Annotated in this window: 15 protein-coding genes; 8 read left to right on the top strand and 7 right to left on the bottom strand. The window is 43.0% G+C overall.

Annotation, left to right across the window (positions count from 1 at the left end):
• The 4 genes from G3569_RS17290 to rpsL form a co-directional block, all read right to left on the bottom strand.
• Positions 1-227: GTP-binding protein (locus tag G3569_RS17290; RefSeq protein ID WP_240894696.1), on the bottom strand; the 227-nt coding region annotated here is incomplete at its 3' end.
• Between the two features lie 22 nt (positions 228-249).
• Entirely contained in the window at positions 250-2,394 is a 2,145-nt protein-coding gene (gene fusA / locus G3569_RS17285; protein WP_165271343.1) for an elongation factor G, read from the bottom strand.
• Positions 2,395-2,414: 20 nt separating this feature from the next.
• Positions 2,415-2,882 (bottom strand): 30S ribosomal protein S7, encoded by a 468-nt coding sequence (rpsG, locus tag G3569_RS17280; RefSeq protein ID WP_165271342.1) that lies wholly within the window; start codon positions 2,880-2,882, stop codon positions 2,415-2,417.
• A 33-nt stretch (positions 2,883-2,915) separates the two neighbouring features.
• Complete coding sequence (gene rpsL / locus G3569_RS17275) at positions 2,916-3,287, bottom strand: 30S ribosomal protein S12 (RefSeq protein ID WP_148899892.1); 372 nt, start codon at positions 3,285-3,287, stop codon at positions 2,916-2,918.
• Between the two features lie 196 nt (positions 3,288-3,483).
• On the opposite strand from rpsL, the gene recG reads away from it, so the two are divergent.
• The 5 genes from recG (at position 3,484) to G3569_RS17250 (ending at position 13,389) form a co-directional block, all read left to right on the top strand.
• Positions 3,484-5,553, top strand: a complete 2,070-nt coding sequence (gene recG, locus G3569_RS17270; protein WP_165271341.1) for an ATP-dependent DNA helicase RecG — start codon at positions 3,484-3,486, stop codon at positions 5,551-5,553.
• 104 nt (positions 5,554-5,657) lie between these two features.
• Positions 5,658-6,311: a response regulator gene (locus tag G3569_RS17265; protein ID WP_165271340.1), complete on the top strand. Its 654-nt coding sequence runs from the start codon at positions 5,658-5,660 to the stop codon at positions 6,309-6,311.
• Between the two features lie 128 nt (positions 6,312-6,439).
• On the top strand, positions 6,440-9,370 hold the full coding sequence (locus G3569_RS17260) for a sensor histidine kinase (RefSeq protein ID WP_165271339.1): 2,931 nt from the start codon (positions 6,440-6,442) through the stop codon (positions 9,368-9,370).
• Positions 9,371-9,551: 181 nt separating this feature from the next.
• Positions 9,552-13,178: an FG-GAP-like repeat-containing protein gene (locus G3569_RS17255; protein ID WP_205720269.1), complete on the top strand. Its 3,627-nt coding sequence runs from the start codon at positions 9,552-9,554 to the stop codon at positions 13,176-13,178.
• Between the two features lie 31 nt (positions 13,179-13,209).
• Positions 13,210-13,389 (top strand): PID-CTERM protein-sorting domain-containing protein, encoded by a 180-nt coding sequence (locus tag G3569_RS17250; protein WP_165271337.1) that lies wholly within the window; start codon positions 13,210-13,212, stop codon positions 13,387-13,389.
• 142 nt (positions 13,390-13,531) lie between these two features.
• On the opposite strand, the gene G3569_RS17245 is transcribed toward G3569_RS17250, so the two are convergent.
• Positions 13,532-15,100 carry a PepSY-associated TM helix domain-containing protein gene (locus G3569_RS17245; protein WP_165271336.1) on the bottom strand — a complete coding sequence of 523 codons (1,569 nt, stop codon included), beginning with the start codon at positions 15,098-15,100 and terminating at the stop codon, positions 13,532-13,534.
• Between the two features lie 40 nt (positions 15,101-15,140).
• Positions 15,141-15,422 (bottom strand): hypothetical protein, encoded by a 282-nt coding sequence (locus G3569_RS17240; RefSeq protein ID WP_165271335.1) that lies wholly within the window; start codon positions 15,420-15,422, stop codon positions 15,141-15,143.
• An 839-nt stretch (positions 15,423-16,261) separates the two neighbouring features.
• On the opposite strand from G3569_RS17240, the gene G3569_RS17235 reads away from it, so the two are divergent.
• A complete protein-coding gene (locus G3569_RS17235) occupies positions 16,262-19,453 on the top strand; it encodes a T9SS type A sorting domain-containing protein (RefSeq protein ID WP_165271334.1) in 3,192 nt (1,063 codons plus the stop codon).
• Between the two features lie 29 nt (positions 19,454-19,482).
• Positions 19,483-19,674, top strand: coding sequence for a PID-CTERM protein-sorting domain-containing protein (locus G3569_RS17230; protein ID WP_165271333.1), 192 nt, complete (start codon positions 19,483-19,485; stop codon positions 19,672-19,674).
• Between the two features lie 21 nt (positions 19,675-19,695).
• Here the strand turns inward: G3569_RS17230 and G3569_RS17225 are convergent, their stop codons facing one another.
• Positions 19,696-20,169: a DUF4112 domain-containing protein gene (locus G3569_RS17225; protein WP_165271332.1), complete on the bottom strand. Its 474-nt coding sequence runs from the start codon at positions 20,167-20,169 to the stop codon at positions 19,696-19,698.
• A 121-nt stretch (positions 20,170-20,290) separates the two neighbouring features.
• Between G3569_RS17225 and G3569_RS17220 the strand changes: the two genes are divergently transcribed.
• Positions 20,291-22,186: a M61 family metallopeptidase gene (locus tag G3569_RS17220; RefSeq protein ID WP_165271331.1), complete on the top strand. Its 1,896-nt coding sequence runs from the start codon at positions 20,291-20,293 to the stop codon at positions 22,184-22,186.
• Positions 22,187-22,289 lie beyond the last annotated feature (103 nt).

Raw genomic sequence — 22,289 nt, 5'->3', positions numbered from 1 at the left:
TGGCGCTCCTCGGTTTCATACTCAACGTGAGCAGTGGAAATGGTGATACCACGCTCTTTCTCTTCGGGCGCATTATCAATATCAACGAACTGCTTGGCAACCCCGCCGTGATGCTTCGCCATTACCGTAGTAATAGCAGCTGTCAGAGTTGTTTTCCCGTGATCGACGTGACCAATGGTTCCTATATTTACGTGCGGCTTATTCCGCTCAAATGTTTCTTTTGCCATAATACTATTTATTAATGATGTTTTAAGATCTTTCTTCTAGAATTTCTTTCTCAACGTTATTGGGCACCTGCTCATAATCGCTAAATTCCATAGAATATGAGGCACGGCCCTGAGTTACTGAACGCAGATCAGTAGAATAACCAAACATCTCGGATAATGGTACTCGAGCGTGTACTACTGAACCCTGCTTGTCGTTATCCATTTTTCCAATTAGACCACGACGCCCATTCAAGTCACCAATCACATCTCCCATATATTCTTCGGGAGTGATGATTTCCACATCCATAATTGGCTCAAGGATCTTGGGATCAGCTTTTTGTGCAGAATGCCTAAATGCCATTTTTGCACAAAGCTCAAAACTGAACTGGTCGGAGTCTACATCGTGGTAAGAACCATCAAACAGACGAACCCCTACATTTTGTACAGGATAATCTGCCTGAATTCCTGAAGTCATTGCTTCTTTAAAACCCTTCTCTACAGAAGGAATAAATTCAGTTGGGATATTACCACCTTTTATTTCGTTGACAAACTTAAAGCCTTCGTCAACAGAAACATTGTTGTCCTCTTCTTCAAACTCATCAAAATCACTGAGAGGACCAATTTCAAATTCCATATCAGCAAACTTACCGCGACCACCAGACTGTTTCTTATAAACTTCTCGGTGCTCAATACTCTTATTAATTGTTTCGCGATAAGATACTTGAGGCGCACCAACGTTGGCTTCTACCTTAAACTCACGCTTTAATCGATCAACAATAATCTCGAGATGAAGTTCGCCCATTCCTGCAATAGTAGTCTGACCGGTTTCTTCATCGGTCTCAACCTGGAATGTAGGATCTTCTTCAGCAAGCTTAATAAGACCTGTAGTCAGCTTCTCAGCGTCAGCCTTTGACTTAGGCTCAACGGCAAGCTTAATTACGGGCTCTGGGAATGTAATCTCCTCAAGGATAATAGGCTCTTCCATACTACAGAAAGAATCACCCGTTCTCACTTCCTTAACACCAACGGCAGCAGCAATATCGCCTGCCCGTACGATGTCAAGATCCTTCTTCTCATTGGCATGCATCTCGAGGATACGACCAATACGCTCTTTCTTACCGGTTGTAGCGTTATAAATATAAGAACCTTTCTCTAACTCACCGGAATACACGCGGAAGAAGGTCAACTTCCCAACATAAGGATCAGTCATGATCTTAAATGCCAGTGCAGAAAACGGCTCCTGAACACTCGGCTTACGCTGGATCGGCTCGCCATCATTTTGAGGATCCTTACCTTCAATGGGAGGAATGTCATAAGGGCTAGGCATATACTTAATAACCTTATCAAGCACTGTCTGCACACCCTTATTCTTAAGTGCAGAACCACACATCACAGTTGTGATATCGCGGTTTAGCGTTGCATCACGTAGTGCGTTCTCAATTTCTTCTTGGCTAATCTCCTCATCCATGAGGTACTTTTCCATCAGAGCATCATCATGATCGGCAATAGACTCGATCATAATTTTACGATACTCTTCAGCTTTTTCTTTGAGATCTTCAGGAATCTCAACTTCATCATACTCCATTCCCAAAGACTCATCATCCCAAATAATACCCGTCATTGTAATAAGATCAACAACACCGCGGAAGTTCTCCTCGGCACCAATAGGGATCTGAATTGGTATCGCGTTGGCATTCAACTTCTCCTTCATTTCTTCAACAACATTGAAGAAGTCAGCACCTACACGGTCCATCTTATTAACAAATGCCATCCGTGGCACTTCGTACTTATTAGCCTGACGCCACACAGTTTCAGACTGTGGCTGTACAGCTCCAACAGAATCAAAAACCCCAATTACACCATCAAGAACACGAAGCGAACGCTCTACCTCAACAGTAAAGTCAACGTGACCAGGCGTATCAATAATATTAATACGATGATTCTTCCAGATACAGTGAGTAGCAGCAGAAGTAATAGTAATACCACGCTCCTTCTCCTGATCCATCCAGTCCATCTGAGATGCACCATCATGGGTTTCACCAATACGGTGTGTAATACCAGTATAATAAAGGATACGCTCGGTCATTGTCGTCTTCCCCGCATCAACGTGGGCAGCGATACCGATATTACGCGTACGCCTTATCTGGTCTACAATTTTAGGGTCTGTCTTTGTCTTTGTCTCAGCCATTACTATAAATCTTAAATCATTTAGAATCTAAAGTGGGCAAACGCTTTGTTTGCTTCTGCCATACGATGAACTTCATCTTTCTTTCTCACCGCACCACCTTCATTGTTGGCAGCATCCAAAAGTTCTCGCGACAATCTGCGAGCCATGGACTTGTCGTTTCTCGTCTGGCAAGCACTGATCAACCAACGCATTCCCAGCGCTGTCCCACGATCAGGACGAACTTCAACCGGCACCTGGTAAGTCGAACCACCTACACGGCGAGAACGAACCTCAACTACAGGCGATACATTACTGAGGGCTTCTTTAAATATTTCCATCCCCTCATCGCCGGTTTCTTCTTCAATAATTTCAAATGCTTGATAGAGAATCTTTCGAGCGACGTTCTTTTTGCCGTCCCGCATCAGATTATTCACGAAGCGCGTGACCAACTTGTCACCAAATACCGGATCTGGTTGTATCTCGCGCTTATCTGCTGTCTTTCTTCTCATATTCTTTTCAGTTTAATTCCTACTCAACAATTACTAATTAGGCTTTTTTGTTCCGTACAGACTTCGACCCTGCTTACGATCTTCCACACCTGCAGTATCGAGCGTTCCACGCACGATATGATAACGAACACCAGGCAAGTCCTTAACACGACCGCCACGAACAAGTACAATACTGTGTTCCTGTAAGTTGTGCCCCTCACCGGGGATGTATGCTGTTACTTCATAGCCATTAGTTAGTCGTACACGAGCTACCTTACGCAGAGCCGAATTCGGCTTCTTAGGCGTTGTAGTATAAACTCGTACACAGACACCGCGTTTCTGCGGGCAGCCTTCCAAAGCAGGGGCCGTTGTCTTACTAGACTTGCTTTTTCTACCTTTGCGAATAAGTTGTTGTATTGTAGGCACGATTTAATACGCTTAATTGATTTTTCGGTCAAACAAGAGTTGCCAATGATAAGGAATTCTTGGGTACTAATGCAAGAAAAAACTGAATATTTCTTTACCTTTTTCTCTTTGGTACTCATATTCCTCTATATCTGAGGGAAAAGCCGTCAGAAGGCTTCAAATAACTAGTATATAATTATATATCAGTATATCTATTTTGAAATTAGTCGATTTACCCAAGCTTAGTACAAAACGCATTAAAGCACTATCTGAGAGTGGAATAGATAGTATCTTAGACCTGCTTAACTTCTACCCAAGGCGGTACCTCGACCGAACAACGGTGGCAAAAATCGATCATTTGCGCGGAAATGGTGAGGAAGTCACGGTAGTCGGTAGAATAAAGAAGATACAGCAAAAAGGCCGAGGCCGAAAGAAACGACTGGAAGTTATCATTCGAGATGACACGGGCTCGCTTAAAGGGGTTTGGTTTAAAGGGGGGCATTATATTAAAAAACAGTTTTCTGAGGATGAACTAGTCGCATTTTTCGGTGCCGTTAAAAAATATGGCCGTCAATTCAGTATTGCACATCCCGAATATGATAAAATTGGCGATTCATCGGACATCCAGGATCTCAAAAAGATCGTCCCCATTTACCCCAGCAATAAGGCCCTTTCTAAAACGTACACGAACAGCAAACTTATTCACCAATGGCAAAAGGTAATCTTAAAACACGAAAAGCCGCCTGAGTTTCTTCCCGAAAGCGTACTAGAGCAGCATAGTTTACCCAGGCGTCATGAAGCCTATCGAATGATTCACCTCCCAACATCCAAATCAGAGTATAAACAGGCATTCAAACGCTTTAAATTTGAAGAACTGTTTCTTTTTGAGCTTAGTATTGCTAAGACAAAACATGAAGTCATTGAGAAAAACGAGGGAAAAATATTTCAAAATCTGGGAGACTATACTACAGCGTTCTTTAATCAACACCTGCCCTTTGAGCTAACCGACGGACAAAAATCAGCCCTTTCCGATATAAAGAAGGATGTTCGGTCGGGTACTCAGATGAATCGATTAATACAAGGGGATGTGGGATCCGGAAAAACGGTGGTTGCTATTGGAGCTATCTTAATGGCCCTGGATAATAACTGCCAAGCCGCTTTTATGGCCCCAACAGAAATTCTTGCAGAACAACACTTCCGTACTTTGTCAGAGTTTTTAAAACCGCTAGATGTTAATATTCGTCTTTTGGTCGGTAATCAGAAAAAGAGTCTTCGTACGGACATACTCACTGATCTTGAGGGTGGTGGGTGCGATATTGTAGTGGGAACGCATGCTATTATCCAGCAAGAAGTGAACTTTCACAATTTAGGGTTGGCTGTTATTGATGAACAACATCGCTTTGGGGTTAAACAACGGGCTGAGATACTTCAAAAAGGTTCCCACCCTCATGTATTAGTTATGTCGGCAACCCCTATCCCCCGCTCACTGGCTATGACCTTATACAGCGACCTGGACATCTCCATTATTAAAGGATTACCCGGTGGACGCAAACCGGTAAAAACGGCCGTTCGTCCACAAAAGAAACATAGTGGCATCTATGATTTTGTAGAAGAGGAGCTCAAAAAAGGCGGACAGGCCTATGTGGTATATCCCCTGGTTGAGGAATCGGAAAAGATGGATCTCAAAGATGCTACTGCCGGCTACAAAAAGTTAAAGAAGCGATTTTCTAATTTCGAAGTGGGGCTGCTGCACGGGCAGATGAAATCCAAAGATAAAGATGCGACCATGCAGCAATTTATCCATAATGAAATACAGGTGCTGGTCTCTACCACCGTAATAGAAGTAGGGGTTGATGTGCCCAATGCCAGTATCATGCTGGTAGAACATGCCGAACGATTCGGACTTTCACAACTTCATCAGCTGCGGGGACGCATTGGCCGGGGTGAGCGCCAAAGCTATTGCATTCTGATCCATGGACACAAGGTAAGCAAAGAGGGACAGTTTCGGCTGCGGAAGATGGTGCAGACCAACGACGGCTTCGAAATTGCCGAAGCAGACCTGGAGCTGCGCGGACCCGGGGACTTCCTGGGTACCAAGCAAAGCGGCCTGCCAGAGTTCCGCGTAGCTGATATAATAGAAGACCAAAGGATATTGGAGCAGGCCAAAACAGCGGCCTGGAAAGTGATGAAAGATGATCCTTCATTGACTCAACCAGAATACCAGGAATTACGCAAAGTCTTTACCCCCTATTATAAAGAGCGCAGTAAGTTTTATGGAATGGGCTAGCCTCACTACTAAGTTTATCCCCCCATTCCCTCACGCAACTACGTGATGGAATGCAATCTGTTTTTTTCATATCCTGTGAAGGAAACAGTTAACTAATATTTTCTATGTCAGCTTCTGAAAAGATACCGGTTTGGATAGTTGAAGATAACAGTTCTTACCGCAAATCGATTGCATTAGTCATCGATACAATGGAAGGATTCTGCTGCCCCAGAGATTTTTCCACTGCGGAACAGATGCTGCGGGCACTGAACCGACACCCTATTCCTTCGGTATTGATTAGTGATATAGGGTTACCCGGTATAAATGGCATTGAAGCTGTTAAGAAGGTCAAAGAACAGCATCCCGACATACAGATTATTATGTTAACCGTCCATAATGAGGATAATAAAATATTTAACGCTATTTGTGCAGGAGCCTCCGGTTACTTGTTAAAATCTGCAACTGAAAAAGAGATCTTAACCGGCATACAACAAGTTATGGAGGGAGGGTCTCCCATGAATACCCATATAGCCCGAAAGGTACTAAGACGATTTTCGCAAATTAGTCCCCCCTCACAAGAATATGATTTAACCCCTCGTGAAAAAGAGATTCTTCAATATGTTATAGATGGATTTACCAAAAAAGCCATTGCCCTGGACCTGGATATCAGCTTTCATACCGTTGATAGCCACATGCGAAATATCTATGAAAAACTACAAGTACATTCCCGATCCGACGCCGTAGCCAAAGCTGTTAAAGAAGGGATAATCCTGGATTAATACGGTTCGTTTTTCATTCGGTACCAACGTTGAGGAGGCATCTTGTTAACAGTTCTAAAAGATTCATTTCTAATTGCATCATAAATTTAGTACCTATAAATAAAAATTATAGAGTGGATTGTAACGGGATGAAATCAAAAGTGTCAAGGCTTAGCATACTCGGGTGCCTCTTTCTTATTATACTGTCCTGCCCTCACAATATCCGGGCGCAGTGGAAACAGGATGTCTGGAGTATTGAAGACGGACTCCCCACCAACGTAATTTTTGACCTTCATCAAAGTAAGGCTGGTTATATTTGGATTGCTACTGATAACGGAATAAGTGTTTTTGATGGGATAAGCTTTAGAAACTTTAACTCCAGGAATACCAAGGCTTTCAAAACCAATCAGATTCAAACTATTTTTGAAGACAATCAGGGCACCATCTGGATTGGAACATCACATGGTGGATTGGTAAAGTATGAAGACCACACATTTGAGCGGCCATTTGGCAAACAAAAAAATATCAATCAAAACATCCTTACCATTAATGAGGATGCTTCCGGAGACCTCTTAGTAGGAACAGATGGTGGAGGACTTGCCAAAATTAAAGCAGATACGGTTATATCATATAATGCCCAGAATGGTTTTATCAGTAATCATGTAAGCATTTTACACAGCATGAAAACAGGCGATATATTAGCTGGCACCTTAGATGCTGGTTTTACAGTGCTTGGAACCGATTCAATGCATATGAGTTCCAATGGGTCTCAAGTAATGCCAAATACAATAACTTCTTTTGAGAGTGATGACAGTGGAAATCTTTGGGTTGGAACCAGCAATAAACTTTTTCTGAGGAGAGACTCAGCTTTTACATCCTTCGACCTTTCGGGCTTTGCTCCAGACGCCAATACTATCAGGGCTGCACTGCTGTCAAGAGATAATACTCTTTGGGTGGGCACCCAGCATGGCCTCTACGTTAAAACGGCTACATCGCATTCACTCGAGGAAGTGGCCGGTTTCAATGGTAAAGTCATCGGTGATATCATCCAAGATCGGGAGTCCAACATATGGGTTTCGGCTTTCCCTGATGGTCTGTTTCGCTTAAAAAAGACTACATTTCAGACATTGATTGAATTGGATTCAAATCAGGATGGAATACCGGTATCAATAATCCAAAAAGACCAGGCAGATTTTTGGATAGCGACTACCAAAAAAATAATTCACCTTTCCGATAACAGTAGAGAAGAGTTCAATTTTAATAGTTTTGAAAACACACCGCAGATTAATGACTTACAAGAAGGAAGCGGAAACACTTTATGGATAGCTACAAACTTGGGATTGTATCAGTTTAAAAATGGTACCATGCGTCGTGTATTCTTATCCGAAACACGCACTCCCCATGGTATCCAGGATTTGATGGCAAAAGCCGATGGCACCATTTGTGCTGCTACCTTAACCCAAGGTGTTTCATGTTTTGATGAAGAACACCCACAGGAGGCTAAGCCTGTTCGTGGGTTGTCCAATGACCGAGTTTTGGGCATTGATGAGGATTCTAAAAATAATTTTTGGGTAGGTACTGCTTATGGTTTAAACAAAGTCCGGGGAGACTCCAGTATCGCTCAATTCACTGAAACCGAAGGATTAAGTTCTTCTGTTATCCGTGCTGTTCATGCCGATGAGCAAAATACGATATGGCTAGGTACCAACGGCGGCGGCTTGAACCGATTTAAGAATGGAACCTTCTTTCACTTTTCAGATGAGGATGGGCTCAACAGCCGTACTATCTTTCACATACTGCAAGATGATTACCAAAATCTCTGGCTTATTGGAGTGGATGGCATGTACAAGGCTTCCATATCATCTCTCAATAGTTATGCCGATGGGAAATCAGAAACAGTCGACTGGGAATTTTATGATGCCCAAAGTGGATTACTGAGCCCATTGATGACTGGCTACAGTTATAAAAGTCCCCTTGACGGAAAGGTGTATGTATTAACTAAAAATGGGATTTCTTATACAGATCCTTCAGAAAAAGTTCATGCCGGTATTCCGCCACTCATTAATTTGCAAAATATCTTGATTGATTTTAATGAAGTTCCCTACCCGGATGGGGGTAAGCTAATTCTGCAGCCGGATGAATTAAATCTTGAAATCAAATATGCCGGTATAAGTATGAGCGCTCCCGAAGATGTCAGTTACAAATACCGACTAGAGGGATTTGATCAAAAGTGGCACCATGTTGAAAATCGACGCTCTGCATTTTATACCAATTTAGACCCCGGCACCTACACTTTTCAGGTAAAGGCCCGCAGCCGAGATGGTGTTTGGAGTGAGAAAGCAGCAACCCTTCCAATAATTGTAGAGGCTGCCTTTTATGAAACTATGCTATTTAAAATTCTGATACTGCTTGCTATAATAGGTGGAATTGGCCTGTTGTATTGGTACAGGCTGATGAATCTCAAAAAAATTGAGAACTTAAGGATACAAATTGCCAATGATCTGCACGATGAAATAGGGAGCAACCTTGGCAGTATCGCTCTTCGGAGTCGTTTGATAAGTCAACATCCGTATATTGATGATGAAGAAGAGGAAGGACTTAAGGAAATTGACCGTCTCAGCCGGCAAACAGCCGAATCCATGCGAGATATTATTTGGTTTATCAATCCGGGTGGGGATACTATAGAAGATTTAACCAACAAGTTGCGACAAACAGCCAATACGCTGCTAGGAAACTTGCCTCATCACTTTGATACTGACCTCCATGATCCGGAACAACATATTTCACTGAGCGGTCGCCGAAATATTACGCTCATGTTTAAAGAAGCGTTACACAACGTCGTAAAGCATGCTAATGCCACTAAAATCGACATTCAGTTAAAAACAGATGTCGCAAATCTACACCTTTCAATACGTGATAACGGTTGCGGATTTAATCCCGGGGAAAAGAAAAATAGTTCACATTCGGGAATGGGACTCAATAACTTAAAAAAACGAACAGATAAGCTGGATGGCGACTTGCAAATCTCTTCAACGCCCGGCAACGGTTGCCATCTCCAGTGGTCGATCCCGTTAAAATAACAGTGAGATAGGCCGTCTTATTCTTTTGATTCATAAGAAGGCTATTACTCACGCAAATGCGTGATAGATATCTCTGCTTTTAATCATTTGTTTGGTATTGAACCTAAACGAACATCCTATTCGATACGAGATGATAAAAGCAAAAAGGTTATTCCGGGCTATCACAACAATAATTTTTCTTTTGGTCTTTCTTCTGGTTTCACAAAAAGGCTGGACTCAACATATCTCCATTACTTCTACAACCCCGTCTGCAAACAGCATCAATGCGGCATTAGATTCAGATATCATCCTCAACTTTTCCAGCAATATTGATGGCAGTACCATCCACGATACCACGCTGGTTGTTCACGGTGCGTACAGCGGGATAATATCAGCTACAGTGTCTGGACAAGGGACTTCTACCCTTACTATTGATCCGACACAAGATTTTTATTTCGGAGAAATGATATATGTCACCGCAACTACTAACATTAAAAGCACGGGGGGAGATTCGCTTTCTTCTGCCTATACCTTTTCGTTTAAGTCGCAAAGTAACTTATCTCCTTCATCATTTGTAAAAGATATCATTTTTAATGATAGTGATACCGAACCCATTCACATGTATGCTGCCGATATCGATGGAGATGGTGACCTGGATTTTGCCGCTGGTTTGACAGCCTCTGCTGCAGATAATTTAGCATGGTTTGAAAATGATGGGAATGCCTCATTTACACGACATAATATCGCCGGTGACATTAACAGCTCTACAAATACTTTATACTTGGCTCCCGTAGCTGCCGACTTCGATAAAGACGGCGATGTTGATTTAGCAGCAAGTGTTTATACCTTAAACAAAATTTATGTGTACGAAAATGACGGAAGTGAAAACTTCACCAGCATCCCTCTCGACTATACATTTACCACGCCTTCACTAGCTACCGTTTCAGATCTTAATGGGAATGGATATACTGACATCATAGTAGCCGATACCTATGATGCAGATATCGTTTGGCTGAAAAATAAAGGCACCTCGACTATCGATTTCGGTTCTAAAATAATCATATCTGGTTTGCCGAGGCGTATACAACGGTTTGAAGTTGCCGATTTAGATAATGATGGAGACTTAGATATTGTCTTAACTATTGGAGACTCGGGAAACCCCCTACTCTGGTTTGAAAATGACGGCACTCAAAACTTTACACAACATTCGATCACAATCGGCGAATCTTACCTATCAGGATTAAAAACAGCCGACATGGACAGTGATGGCGACCTTGATCTCCTTATTGGTCATGATAACGGCTATACCTTGCTAGAAAACGATGGGGGAGCTGATCCTCAGTTCTCAGAACAAAGTATCAGTTCCTCTGTCTCGGATGGTGGGTTCATCTTTACAAATGACTTTGACGGTGATGGGCATACTGACTTTGCGGCCTATTCAGGAGATAATGCCGCCACCCTTTTTTACAGAAACAGCGGAAACACTAATCCTGCTTTTACTGAATATAAAGTCAACACTGATTTAACCGGAGAAATGTTCATTTCAGGTGACTACAACGGGGATGGTTTCTTAGATCTAATGATGTCAAATCGCGCAGATAAAATAGTACTCTTCGAAAACACTTTTGTCCCCACAATTGCCGGCCGCTCGGTATATGTTGATGGAAGCGGACAATTTCTAAACTTAAATGAAATAAACTCATCATTTACCGGAACAGAAGATATGAGCGTAGAATTCTGGGTAAAAGCCAATAAAAATGACCAGCCGGGCGGTGACGCTTCTACCCTATTTGCCCTTCAAACAGCAAGCAGCTCAGACAAGTTGCTGTTGCAGATGGGAGAAGGAAGCACACAAGATGGGAGAGTTCATCTCTCTGCCAGTGGCTTCACTATTGATGGCACTACCGACGTTGGTGATGAGAACTGGCATCATATTGCAATTGTTCAACACACAATCGACGATTCAATATACGTCTACATAGACGGGAAAAAGGAAGGTACATACAGTACTTCCGGAATATCCTTATCGTCTGACGATCAGTGGAGTATTGGGCAAAGCTACGAAGCAGGCAATCCCAATAACTTCCTCAAAGGACATATTGATGAGGTTCGAATATGGAATGTCGCCTTAAGTGACGAACAGATTCAACATCGGATGTTCCAATCCCTGGGCGGGGATGAAAGCGGCCTTACGGGCTATTGGCCGCTTGATGAAAGCAGAGGATATGCAACAGAAGATCAATCTGCCAACGATCAAATAGCTGTACTGGAGGGAGCCGCTACCCGAAGTTCCGACACACACTCGTACGGTACCTTCATTACCGGTAACGAAGGTTGGAGAATAATGAGTTCACCCAGTAATGACAACACCATTTCCGGTACTGAAGAAGAAGACCAATCATCCTCATATTTTGGGGCCTCATACGGTGAAATATTAGAACCCCTTTGGACCCAGGGATTCCAGGGGGCAGATGTTACTGACGGTGTGCCCAATGTATACACCTGGAGTGAAGGTGATGGATCGCAGGATACGACCGGCCGCGGATGGCAGCCCTTAACAGATGCTAATGATTACCCTACGCCCGGCACTGCATTTCTGGTTTATGTTTATGATGATCAGGACCACGATGGTATCTCTGATGGATTTCCCAAGTCTATTTCTGTGGACAGTGCTCAAAACAGCGGAACTATCTATTTCTACTTATCCCTTACCAAACAGAATGGCAGCTATGAAGAGGCACGCGACGGCTGGAATTTGATAGGAAATCCTTTTGGCAGTACTATCGATTGGGATGCAAGTACTGGTTGGAGTAAATCAAATATTGATCAGTCTTTCTATGTATGGAGCGATAGCGCGAATGGTGGTGCAGGCGCTTATTTATCCTGGAACGGAAGTACGGGTACACTACCTAATGGACTTATTGCCCCCATGCAGGGATTCTGGGTGAAGGCTAACAATAACGGCAAACCTTGGCTATATGTTGAGGATGAGGCACGAAGTTCCGGGGGCATTTTGAGAAAAGAGAAAGGGGTGCCTGAAATTAAATTCAGATTAAAGGACGGAAAAAAATCATCAACAGCAATAGTCATGTTAAAAGACAAAGCTTCTGCTGGCAAAGATCCGTTTGATACCTGGAAACTGGAGTCATTGAATCCCCAAGAATATTTAAGTCTTTATACCAATGATGCAGACGGCAATGCTCTGGATATTAATGCCCTGCCTCTCAAACTGGAAACACCTCTGGATATCGACCTCGATTTCAAAGATTCGGATGCCGGCGGGCAGTATACCTTAAAATGGAATATACAAGCTCTGCCGAAGGGGATAAAGGTGGTTCTGCATGACACCTATACGGACCAAAAAATTGACGTTAACAAAACAGATAAATACCGTTTCAACGCTCCCAAGCAGAAACAACCATCAGCACGATCAGTTACTAATTCTCCTTTAAAACGACCAATGCATAGTCCTATTCCAACGGTACTAAAAGCGAAAAGTAAGAATCCTCGTTTTGCCCTTTCTTTAGTCCCGGCAAAAACAAACAATACTGTATCTAATATCCCGCAAAAAGCAGAACTGAACCAAAATTATCCGAATCCATTTAATCCAGAAACAGTAATTCGATATGCTGTTCCTGAACAAACCCAAGTACAGCTTAATGTCTATGATGTTCTGGGAAGAAGGGTGCGTACTCTGCTTAATACCCAAAAGTCGCCGGGACGTTATACCGTCAACTTTGATGGAAAGTCGTTAGCCAGCGGGCTTTATATCTACCAACTGAAAGTGGGGAACAAGACGCTCACCAAGAAAATGATGCTCGTTAAATAAAAACAGTTTCAAACAACTAAATACTAATTCCATGAAACACTTACTCACTTTAATCCTCTTTTTTATCCTGATCACGCTACCGACCATACTTATGGCACAACCCGGCCTGCCCGGCTCTCCGGAACAGACCCCTATTGACGGGGGACTTGGTATATTAGCCGCTGCCGGTGGTGCTTATGCAATTAAAAAGATGAGAGATAAAAAGGAGTAGTACTTTCGACACATTCGAAGAATAAACAGATGACCTGCCATATAGCTATTATTGGAATGTATTCAATCAGGTTCGACCGTATAAATAACAATTCCGAACTGCTCTAAAAGGATCTCTATTGCAACACCTGATGAGCAAACTACTATATTGCAGGCTCAGCCACTTTTTCTGAAATACTCCCCTTGTCTTCGGCCTCCTCCTTTTTTATCGATATTTGGGATACTGCAAAAAGAGCCACTATTCCCGTTAGAAGCCACAACAGATCTATTGTAGCTACACCCGCCATCATATCCCAACAAAGCCAAAACCAATCGCCCGTTACAAGGCCATTTAGCCCTGGAATTACGAAGGAAAGCACGCTGCCTGTCAAGAAATATTTTTTTGTTATATCTGCATAGCTGTCCCATTTCCAGCCAACGGCAGCAAGTACCACCCATGAAAGAAAAAAGATCTGCTTAACCAGTACTCCCCTTCCGTCATAATCTATAGGTACAGCTTTATTAGCAATAAACAGTAACGCAATAGCCGGGAATAAACTCAAGCAGGCCGTCAAATTTAGCTTGGTAACTCTGTGATGAAACCGCTTCTGTTTATCGGAGTACTGGCGCTTATCACGGGCAACTTGCCAAATAAGGACTCCACTGATAATCATAAAACAGCTTAACAGAGCAAGCAGAAAATAGATCACTTTTAACAACATACCGCCAAACGATGCAAAATGCAGCTTTACTAATAGATCATATACCGATCCGCTATAGCCTTTCTGGTATGGGAATCGACTGAGATCTTCCATCACCTGCCCATCGGTAAGCTGTAACGACAGGCTGCCACTGCCCATCAGGCCCGTTTTATCATCAATATAGAACGTTGCCACCGCATCATCGTAGCCGTAATGGCTGATTGCGACCTCCTCAATCTGGTGGTTGGGGTAGTCGCTGGTCACCTTTTCTTGTAGCCTGTTTAATGATATCATCTCTGCCCGGGGAGCCTGTTCGCTGATCTCCAAACCCAGCTCAGGCCGGATGGTAGAAAGTACCGGGGTCTGATCGCCGCCAAACATCACCATAACACTTGGTAACAGCAGTAACAGCGACAATCCAAAAAGCGCCCCCGACAGAGCATACATTACCTGGAACGGTAAACTTATTACCCCAATAACGGTATGGGCGTCTGTCCAGATCTGCTTCCAGCGTTTGCCTACAAAAAAAGCATAGAACTTTTGAACAATATTCCGCCAGTGAATCAGTATTCCCGATATGCTGGCCAGCAGAAAGAAAAGAGCAACAAATCCCGAAATATATAAACCCAAAGTAGGAATTTGATCTAAGTAGTGGAGCTTAAATAGCGTTTGGCTTACCACTGTTTCATGCTCGGGTTCCTCTCCCTGTGCCCGGTAGTTTTGCGGATTGATATGCGTATGGAAATGGTCGTGTCCCCCTCCTTCTTCATGCGTTTCTCCATATACCTCAATTTCTGGATGTCCCGCCCGCACAGGGAATATTCGTAAGGGCTTGTGGGGCTCCAGATCATACGAATTGTCAATATTCCGAACAACCCTATCATAATTGATATTGTGCTGCACTGCTGTTCGCGCTGCCGGATTTTCCCACTCCTGTATTTCAGTACGAAACAGGGAATAAGCTCCTGCCAGAAAAATCACAAAAAGGATTGCACTGATCATCATACCCGTGACGGTATGTGTATGGTGCATAATATTATAAGCTCTGTTTCCTAATCCGTTGAGTCTCATATTAGCGAAGTAAGTATATTAATGCAGCACAACTGAAAGTGATAAAAAGGTATAACGCCCAAACTTTCCAGGCTTTTTCAAACAACAGCGCTACAACCATGGCGGCAATCCAGAAAAGAAAAGTGCTGTAAGTAACAGTTTGTACCCATCCGTGGCCTGTACCTATGATTACCCCGACAAGTAAATGGATCGCTATTGTTACAAAGTAGCCCCCGACAATACCGGCCAATGTTTTTGATATTCTCTGGGCTCGTGTGGATAGGTAACGTTTGTTAGCTGGCATAACCTACGATGTCTGTTATTGCAATTACGACTATAAGTACAACCCAGCCTTTCCAACTTTTGGGGTAGAGCGTCAATGAAAAGACAAGTAGCGGAAGCACTGTCATTAGTGATACTAACACCACAATAACTGCAGTGCTCACCGACATTGACTGCACTAACACTACTGTAGCACATATCAAAAGAGCGAACCCGGCTCTATTGCCAATGTCCATTATTCCTTCGAACACGTCCGGAAGCCTAAATGGGAAATATTTTGAAGTGCTGTAAAAAAGTAGTGCAGATAATGTTATCAATAAAATTGCCATCGCCTGTTGTAACAAAATTTATAGATACTGCCAATTGTTACCTCGGCAGCAGATTTCTGACTTGAGGGAGTTTTGAGAAAGGCCTAAAATATAATTCGAATGAGAGATATACAATACCTATTTAGAATAAATCTAAAGTACTGGCTACTATTCTCTCTACTCATATCCGGACTGTTAATCTTGAATAACTCAGCGAAGAGGTTCGAGATGACCTGTGCGGATAACCAACGACTTCTCTGGAGCTACCCAAAAGTAGCGGGCCCACTAATATATACCCCCCTCCTCCCCAACCACCAAAGGCTTTCTCCCAAAATTCAGGCATTTATTAATCCATTCGCATTTTTACTTGGGTCATCTATTCCGCAACAATAGTTTAATATCGATTTCATATACATAGGGTAGACTCTACTTAATCAGCCATATTTGAATTAAGATCGGAACCTGATACAACAAGCTGACACAAGCTTGTCATGTTCCAACAGAAAATACCTGTGTCGAATAAAAACCGGGATTCAATTATCGAATTACTAATATGAATAAATACCATCTTTCATCAATTTCGTTACTCAATACGTTTGTCTTTGTCACAGTCCTTATGCTGGCTGTACCGACCCTTTCCCAGGCACAAATCTATGTTGACCATACCGCCACGGGAGCTGACGACGGCAGCTCATGGAGCGATGCCTACACAACCTTGCAAGGGGCCTTACAAGCGGCTAGCAGCTCCGATCAAATATGGATAGCCGAAGGAACTTACAAACCCACAACCGGAACCGATCGTACTGCAAGTTTCTCTATTACAGGAACTAAAGATGGTATCAAAATTTATGGCGGTTTTGAACAGGGAGATACGTTCTCTGATCGAAACTCCACTGATCATCCGGTGCTGCTCTCCGGGGATATCGGTACCGCCAATGACCAATCAGACAATAGTTATAATGTGTTTTCATTCGATGGACGATCAAACAACATAACTACATCTACTATCCTAGATGGTGTTACAATTACTTCCGGCAATGCTGACGGTAGCGGTTTTTATGAAAAAAGAGGGGGCGGTATTCTAAATTTAGGGACCAGCGGAGGCGTCTGTAATCCTACTATTTCAAATGTAACGTTTACAAATAACAGTGCTACTTTGGGTGGGGCTATGTTTAATGAGGGATATAACGGAGAAAGCAGCCCTGATATTAGCTCATCCACCTTTACCGGTAATAATGCCGCTAACCTTGGTGGAGCCATCTATAGCTACGGCAATAGTACCGGAAACAGCAACCCCACTATCAGTGCATCCACATTCGAAAATAATAGTGCAACCTTACTTGGCGGCGCCTTATTCAACAGTGGAAATGGTGGAACCAGCAACCCTACAATCACCAATTCGACATTTCGCAATAACACAGCAGCCAGCGGAGGTGCAATATACAACGATGGAGCTAACAACGGGCAAAGCAACCCTGTAATTACCTCTTCGGTGTTCAAAAGTAATACCGTAACCACCTCAAGTCCCGGTAATGACGGAAATGGCGGTGCAATCTTCAACGGGGGATCTGGTGGACAGAGCAACCCAACTATCAAACGTTCTATATTTATTAGTAACTCTGCCGAAACGGATGGCGGTGCAATATTCAATGACGGCCGAACCAGCGGTGAAAGTAATCCAGTGATTACAAATACTGTATTCGCAAATAATAGCACCACGAATGGCAATGGCGGAGCTTTCTATAGTAATGGTCAAGATGGGGTAAGTAGTCCGGTTATTACCAATGCCACCTTCACCGGAAATACATCAGGAGCCGATGGCGGGGCTATTACTAATGACGTAACAGCAAGCGGCAGCGGTACTGTTGAACCTTCTATTACCAATACTATTCTTTATGGTAACGTGGCCGGCACCGGCGGTGAACAGATATATAACCGTGGTAACGGCGTTGCACCCACCGTTGGGTATACCCTTATTGAAGCCGGTACAAGCGGAGTTACAAACTCCAGCGGGGGAACTATCAATTATACCAACAGCAATGGCAGTACTGTTACTTTCAGTCAAAGTACGAACCTGCAAGGCGACCCTAAATTTACGGATGATACAGACCCAGATGGAACCGATGATACCTTTTTCACCTCCGATGATGGTTTAGATCTTGAGGCTAGCTCTTCGTCCATTGAAGCAGGTGACAATAGTGCTACCAACATATCAAACACCGATATTACCGGCGAACCGCGTATTATTGGCATTGAGGTTGATTTGGGAGCATACGAAGGCCCACTAACGGTACAAATAACAGGTAGCGAAGGCTGGCGAATAATGACGGCCCCAACCGGTGGGCTTTCCTACACCGGACTACTCGGCCCCCTTTGGCTGCAAGGGATGTCGGGAGCAGATGTCACAAACGGTACTGCTAACTTACATACCTGGGATGAAGCCACCCAACAGTTCCAAGCCGTAAGTGATGCCACCACGGTACCCAATGCCGGTCAGGGCTTTCTTGTCTATGTGTATGATGATCAAAATTATGATGGCACCAATGAGGGATTCCCAAAGACGCTTACCGTTGACCAGAGTCGCAGTACCGGTTCGGTATCACCATCATTATCATATAATAATAATGGCACCTCCAGCGATGGATTTAACCTTGTAGGCAATCCCTATAATGTTACTATTAACTGGGATGACCCGGCATTTACAAAAAACAACCTGAATGCTTCTATTTATGTATGGGATAGTTCGGCAAATAGTGGTACCGGGGCCTACCTTTCTTGGAACGGCTCAAATGGGACCCTCCCAAATGGTCTTATTGCCCCCTGGCAGGGTTTTTGGATAGAAGCCAATGCCCCATCACCTGTACTGGAATTTACTGAGAATGTACAGAGTGCTGGCGGAGCATTTTATAAAGAGGAAGAAACAACCTCTCCTGAGATCACTTTTACCCTGGAAGGTGAGAACATGGAATCCAAAACAATTCTAACATTTGATAAACGAGGTCAAAAGGGGAAAGACCCGCTTGATGCATGGAAACTGGAATCGTTAAATGATAGTTACTTGTCGTTATATACTACCAATACCGAGCGTCATGCCCTGGATATTAATGTGCTTCCTATTGATTTCAAAAATCCCCTACATCTGGATTTAGATTTCAAAGGTTCAGACCTTGGCGGCACCTACACTTTGAGATGGGATCCCCAGGCCCTACCCTCCAATATCGCTGTTACCCTGAAAGACAACCATACTAATCAGATAATATCATTAAATAGTGCCGATGAATATTCATTTAAGGTAGCAAACCAACACAAAAATTCAACCCGTAATACAGATCATTCACTTTCTGGAACTACTCAATATCAAAAGGGCTTTCGCCCACACCATTCCCCTATCCCTACTGTACTGAAGGCTAAAGCGACGAACTCCAGATTTAAACTCTCTATTGATCCCAATTCTAAACAGGGAGACTTAAATGAAATTCCAAATAGAATGGAGCTGAAGCAAAACTATCCAAATCCCTTTAACCCTTCTACTGTAATTCGATATGGAGTCCCGAAACAAACGGAAGTGCAACTCAATATTTACGACGTTCTTGGTCGTAAGATCCGTACCCTGGTTAACACGCAGAAATCGGCCGGTCGCTACGAAGCTTCCTTTGATGCTTCTAATCTTGCTTCGGGTTTATATCTATATCGCCTTAAAATCGGGGCAAAAGTACTCACCAAGAAAATGATGCTCATTAAGTAACTGCAGCTTCTAATATCAAATTCAACCTCATGAAACGATTTTTCGCACTTGCTACGCTCCTTATCTTCACAATACTACCAACCCTTGTAATGGCACAACCCGGTCTGCCCGGGTCCCCAGAACAAACACCTATTGACGGTGGGCTTGGAATATTAGCAGCGGCTGGTGGTGCCTATGCAATTAAAAAAATGCGAGCGCATAACAAAAACCAGAAAATGTAGAACATTCACCAAGAGGCCGTTTTAATTAAACATATCTGATATCATTACCCAAGAAGCAATTAATATCCAGCTGGTGGCAAATAATACAGCAAAGATTATGAGGGTAAGGCCGATAAATATTATCCAGTTAAACCATCGGCTGCGCCTTGTAGTTTGTTCGGGATGATCTGCAAGCTCTTGTAGAATCTCTGCATTACGAATATTAGCTTTCCAATACACATCAAAGACCTCCCCCAGCCCGGGTATAGCACCAATCAACACATCCAGCAAAATATTAATCAGTATCCGCAGCAGCACCGACCAGCGGGCCTGCTCTTTGGTAGCATTAAAGAGATAATAGCATGAAATAACACCGCCTATCCAATCACCGACTCCCGGCAGCAATCCCAAAAGAGGATCTAATCCAAATTTAATCGGGATTCCAGGTACCTGGAATTTGTTATCGAGTAATTCGGCCAGTTTTGTTACTTTCTTCTTATCCTTTTTATTATTCAAGATTGATTAATATTTGTTAACACTCTGTTTTTACTGTAACACTGTTAACCAAAAATCGGTATACGTAAGACTATTCAATAACGAAAACTATATCTCAAACATAAATCAATAAATATTGCACATGCGAAGACTTCTTTATCTTTTAACAATATTAGTAATTGTCGTTGGTTGCTCTCCCAAGATGGGCGGCAATATAGAAAATAAAAATCAAGAACCTGCTGCTAAACAAAAACCGATTGCTTCTTCTATCGATCTCACCGAGGTCAACAATGATCGAGTGTGGGTGCAGGTCGACCCTGGTAAGTTTGATGCTGACAGTGTCATCTTTCGCCTGCCGCGTGTTGTACAGGGCACCTATTCGGTAAGTGATTTTGGTAGCTTTACCGACAGCCTGGTAGCTTATAATTATGACGGCGAACCACTGAATGTAAAAAAAGAGGGTGCGAACACATGGATTATCCCCGATGCCAGCAATTTTGATAAGTTGGGTTACTATGTAAATGATACGTTTGATATTGAAAATACAGACAAAAAAACTCCGTTCTCGCCATCCGGTACTAATATTAAAGAAGATAATTTTGTACTGAACCTGCACGGTTTTGTCGGATATTTTGAAACCCTGCAAGACCAGGAGTATCGACTGGATTTAACGGCTCCCGCTGACTTTAAACGTACAGCAGCGCTGCCCGTTGTCAGCACCACCTATAACTCGGACAGTACCGAGGTAACCAACACCTATGCCGCTGAGCGCTATTTCCAGATTACGGACAATCCTATGATGTACGGCAAGCTGGATGTTGCCGAATTCCAGGTTGATGATATGCAGATTGTACTGAGTGTATACTCCCCCAATGAGAAACACTCTGCTTCAGCCATCCAGAAAACCATTAAAAGTATGATGGATGCCCAAAAAGATTACCTGGGTGAACTCAAAACAACAGATCGTTACGATATCTATTTGTACCTGGCGCCACGTGCTAAAACCGCTCCAACCGGCTTTGGCGCTCTTGAACATCATACCTCAACTGTTGTGGTGATGCCCGAAGCGATGCAGGCACAAAGACTAAACCAGTCAATGACAGATGTAGTCTCGCATGAATTCTTTCATATTGTGACTCCCCTGAATGTTCACTCCGAGGATGTGCATTACTTCGACTACAATGCCCCTAGCTTTTCCAAACACCTTTGGATGTATGAAGGAGTTACAGAATACTTTGCCAGCCACTTTCAGGTCTACGAAGGACTGCAATCCAAGCAGGCATTTTATAACAAGATAAATGGTAAGATTGAGTCTTCACTTAATATGAATGACTCTATGAGTTTCACCAAAATGAGTGAAAATGTTTTAGAAGAGCCTTATGCTTCTAACTACTACAATGTATACCAGAAAGGAGCACTTATCGGTATGTGCATTGATATTTTGATGCGTGAAGAGAGTAACGGTCAGCGAAGTATGATCTCATTGATGACTGAGCTTTCACAAAAGTACGGTACAGAGAAACCTTTCACAGATGATAAGCTTATCAGTGAGATTACAGAAATGACCTACCCTTCGGTTGGTGATTTCTTAAAAACACACGTTGCTGGAAATACGCCTATTAATTATAGCGACTTCTTTAGCAAGGTTGGCTTACAACGAGTCAAGGATTCGACGAAAACGAGCCTGTTTATTAAAGATCGTACTCCTTTTCTTAAAGGCAATGATGAGACCGGAAGAGCTGAATTCCGTGATATGGAGCTTAACAGTTCACTAAAGGAACTTGGTGTGCAACCCGGAGATATTATTAAAACGGTAAATGGAACCGACTACACATTGCAAAATATCCGACAACTTATTCCACAATCCATGCAGTGGTCTCCCGACACCGAAATTGAGATGGTCGTAATTCGAGGAGAAGAAGAAGTAACCTTATCCGGGAAGGTAGGCACTCCCATGGTTGAGACCCTTAAACTCACAGAAGTTGAAGATGCCAGTGAAGAGCAAGTTACCTTGCGAAAACAGTGGCTTGGTCAATAGACTAAATACTTAAATAAATAAGAAAAAGCCCTTCCTTTTGCGGGAAGGGCTTTTTTTATATCTAATAAAGGGCTTTGCAAAACCTTTGATTTCGTCATTCTGA

This window comes from Fodinibius halophilus (assembly GCF_011059105.1).
GTDB classification, from domain to species: Bacteria; Bacteroidota; Rhodothermia; order Balneolales; family Balneolaceae; genus Fodinibius; species Fodinibius halophilus.
Note: the sequence above shows the minus strand (reverse complement) of the source record. Positions and strands in the feature narration are given on the sequence as shown.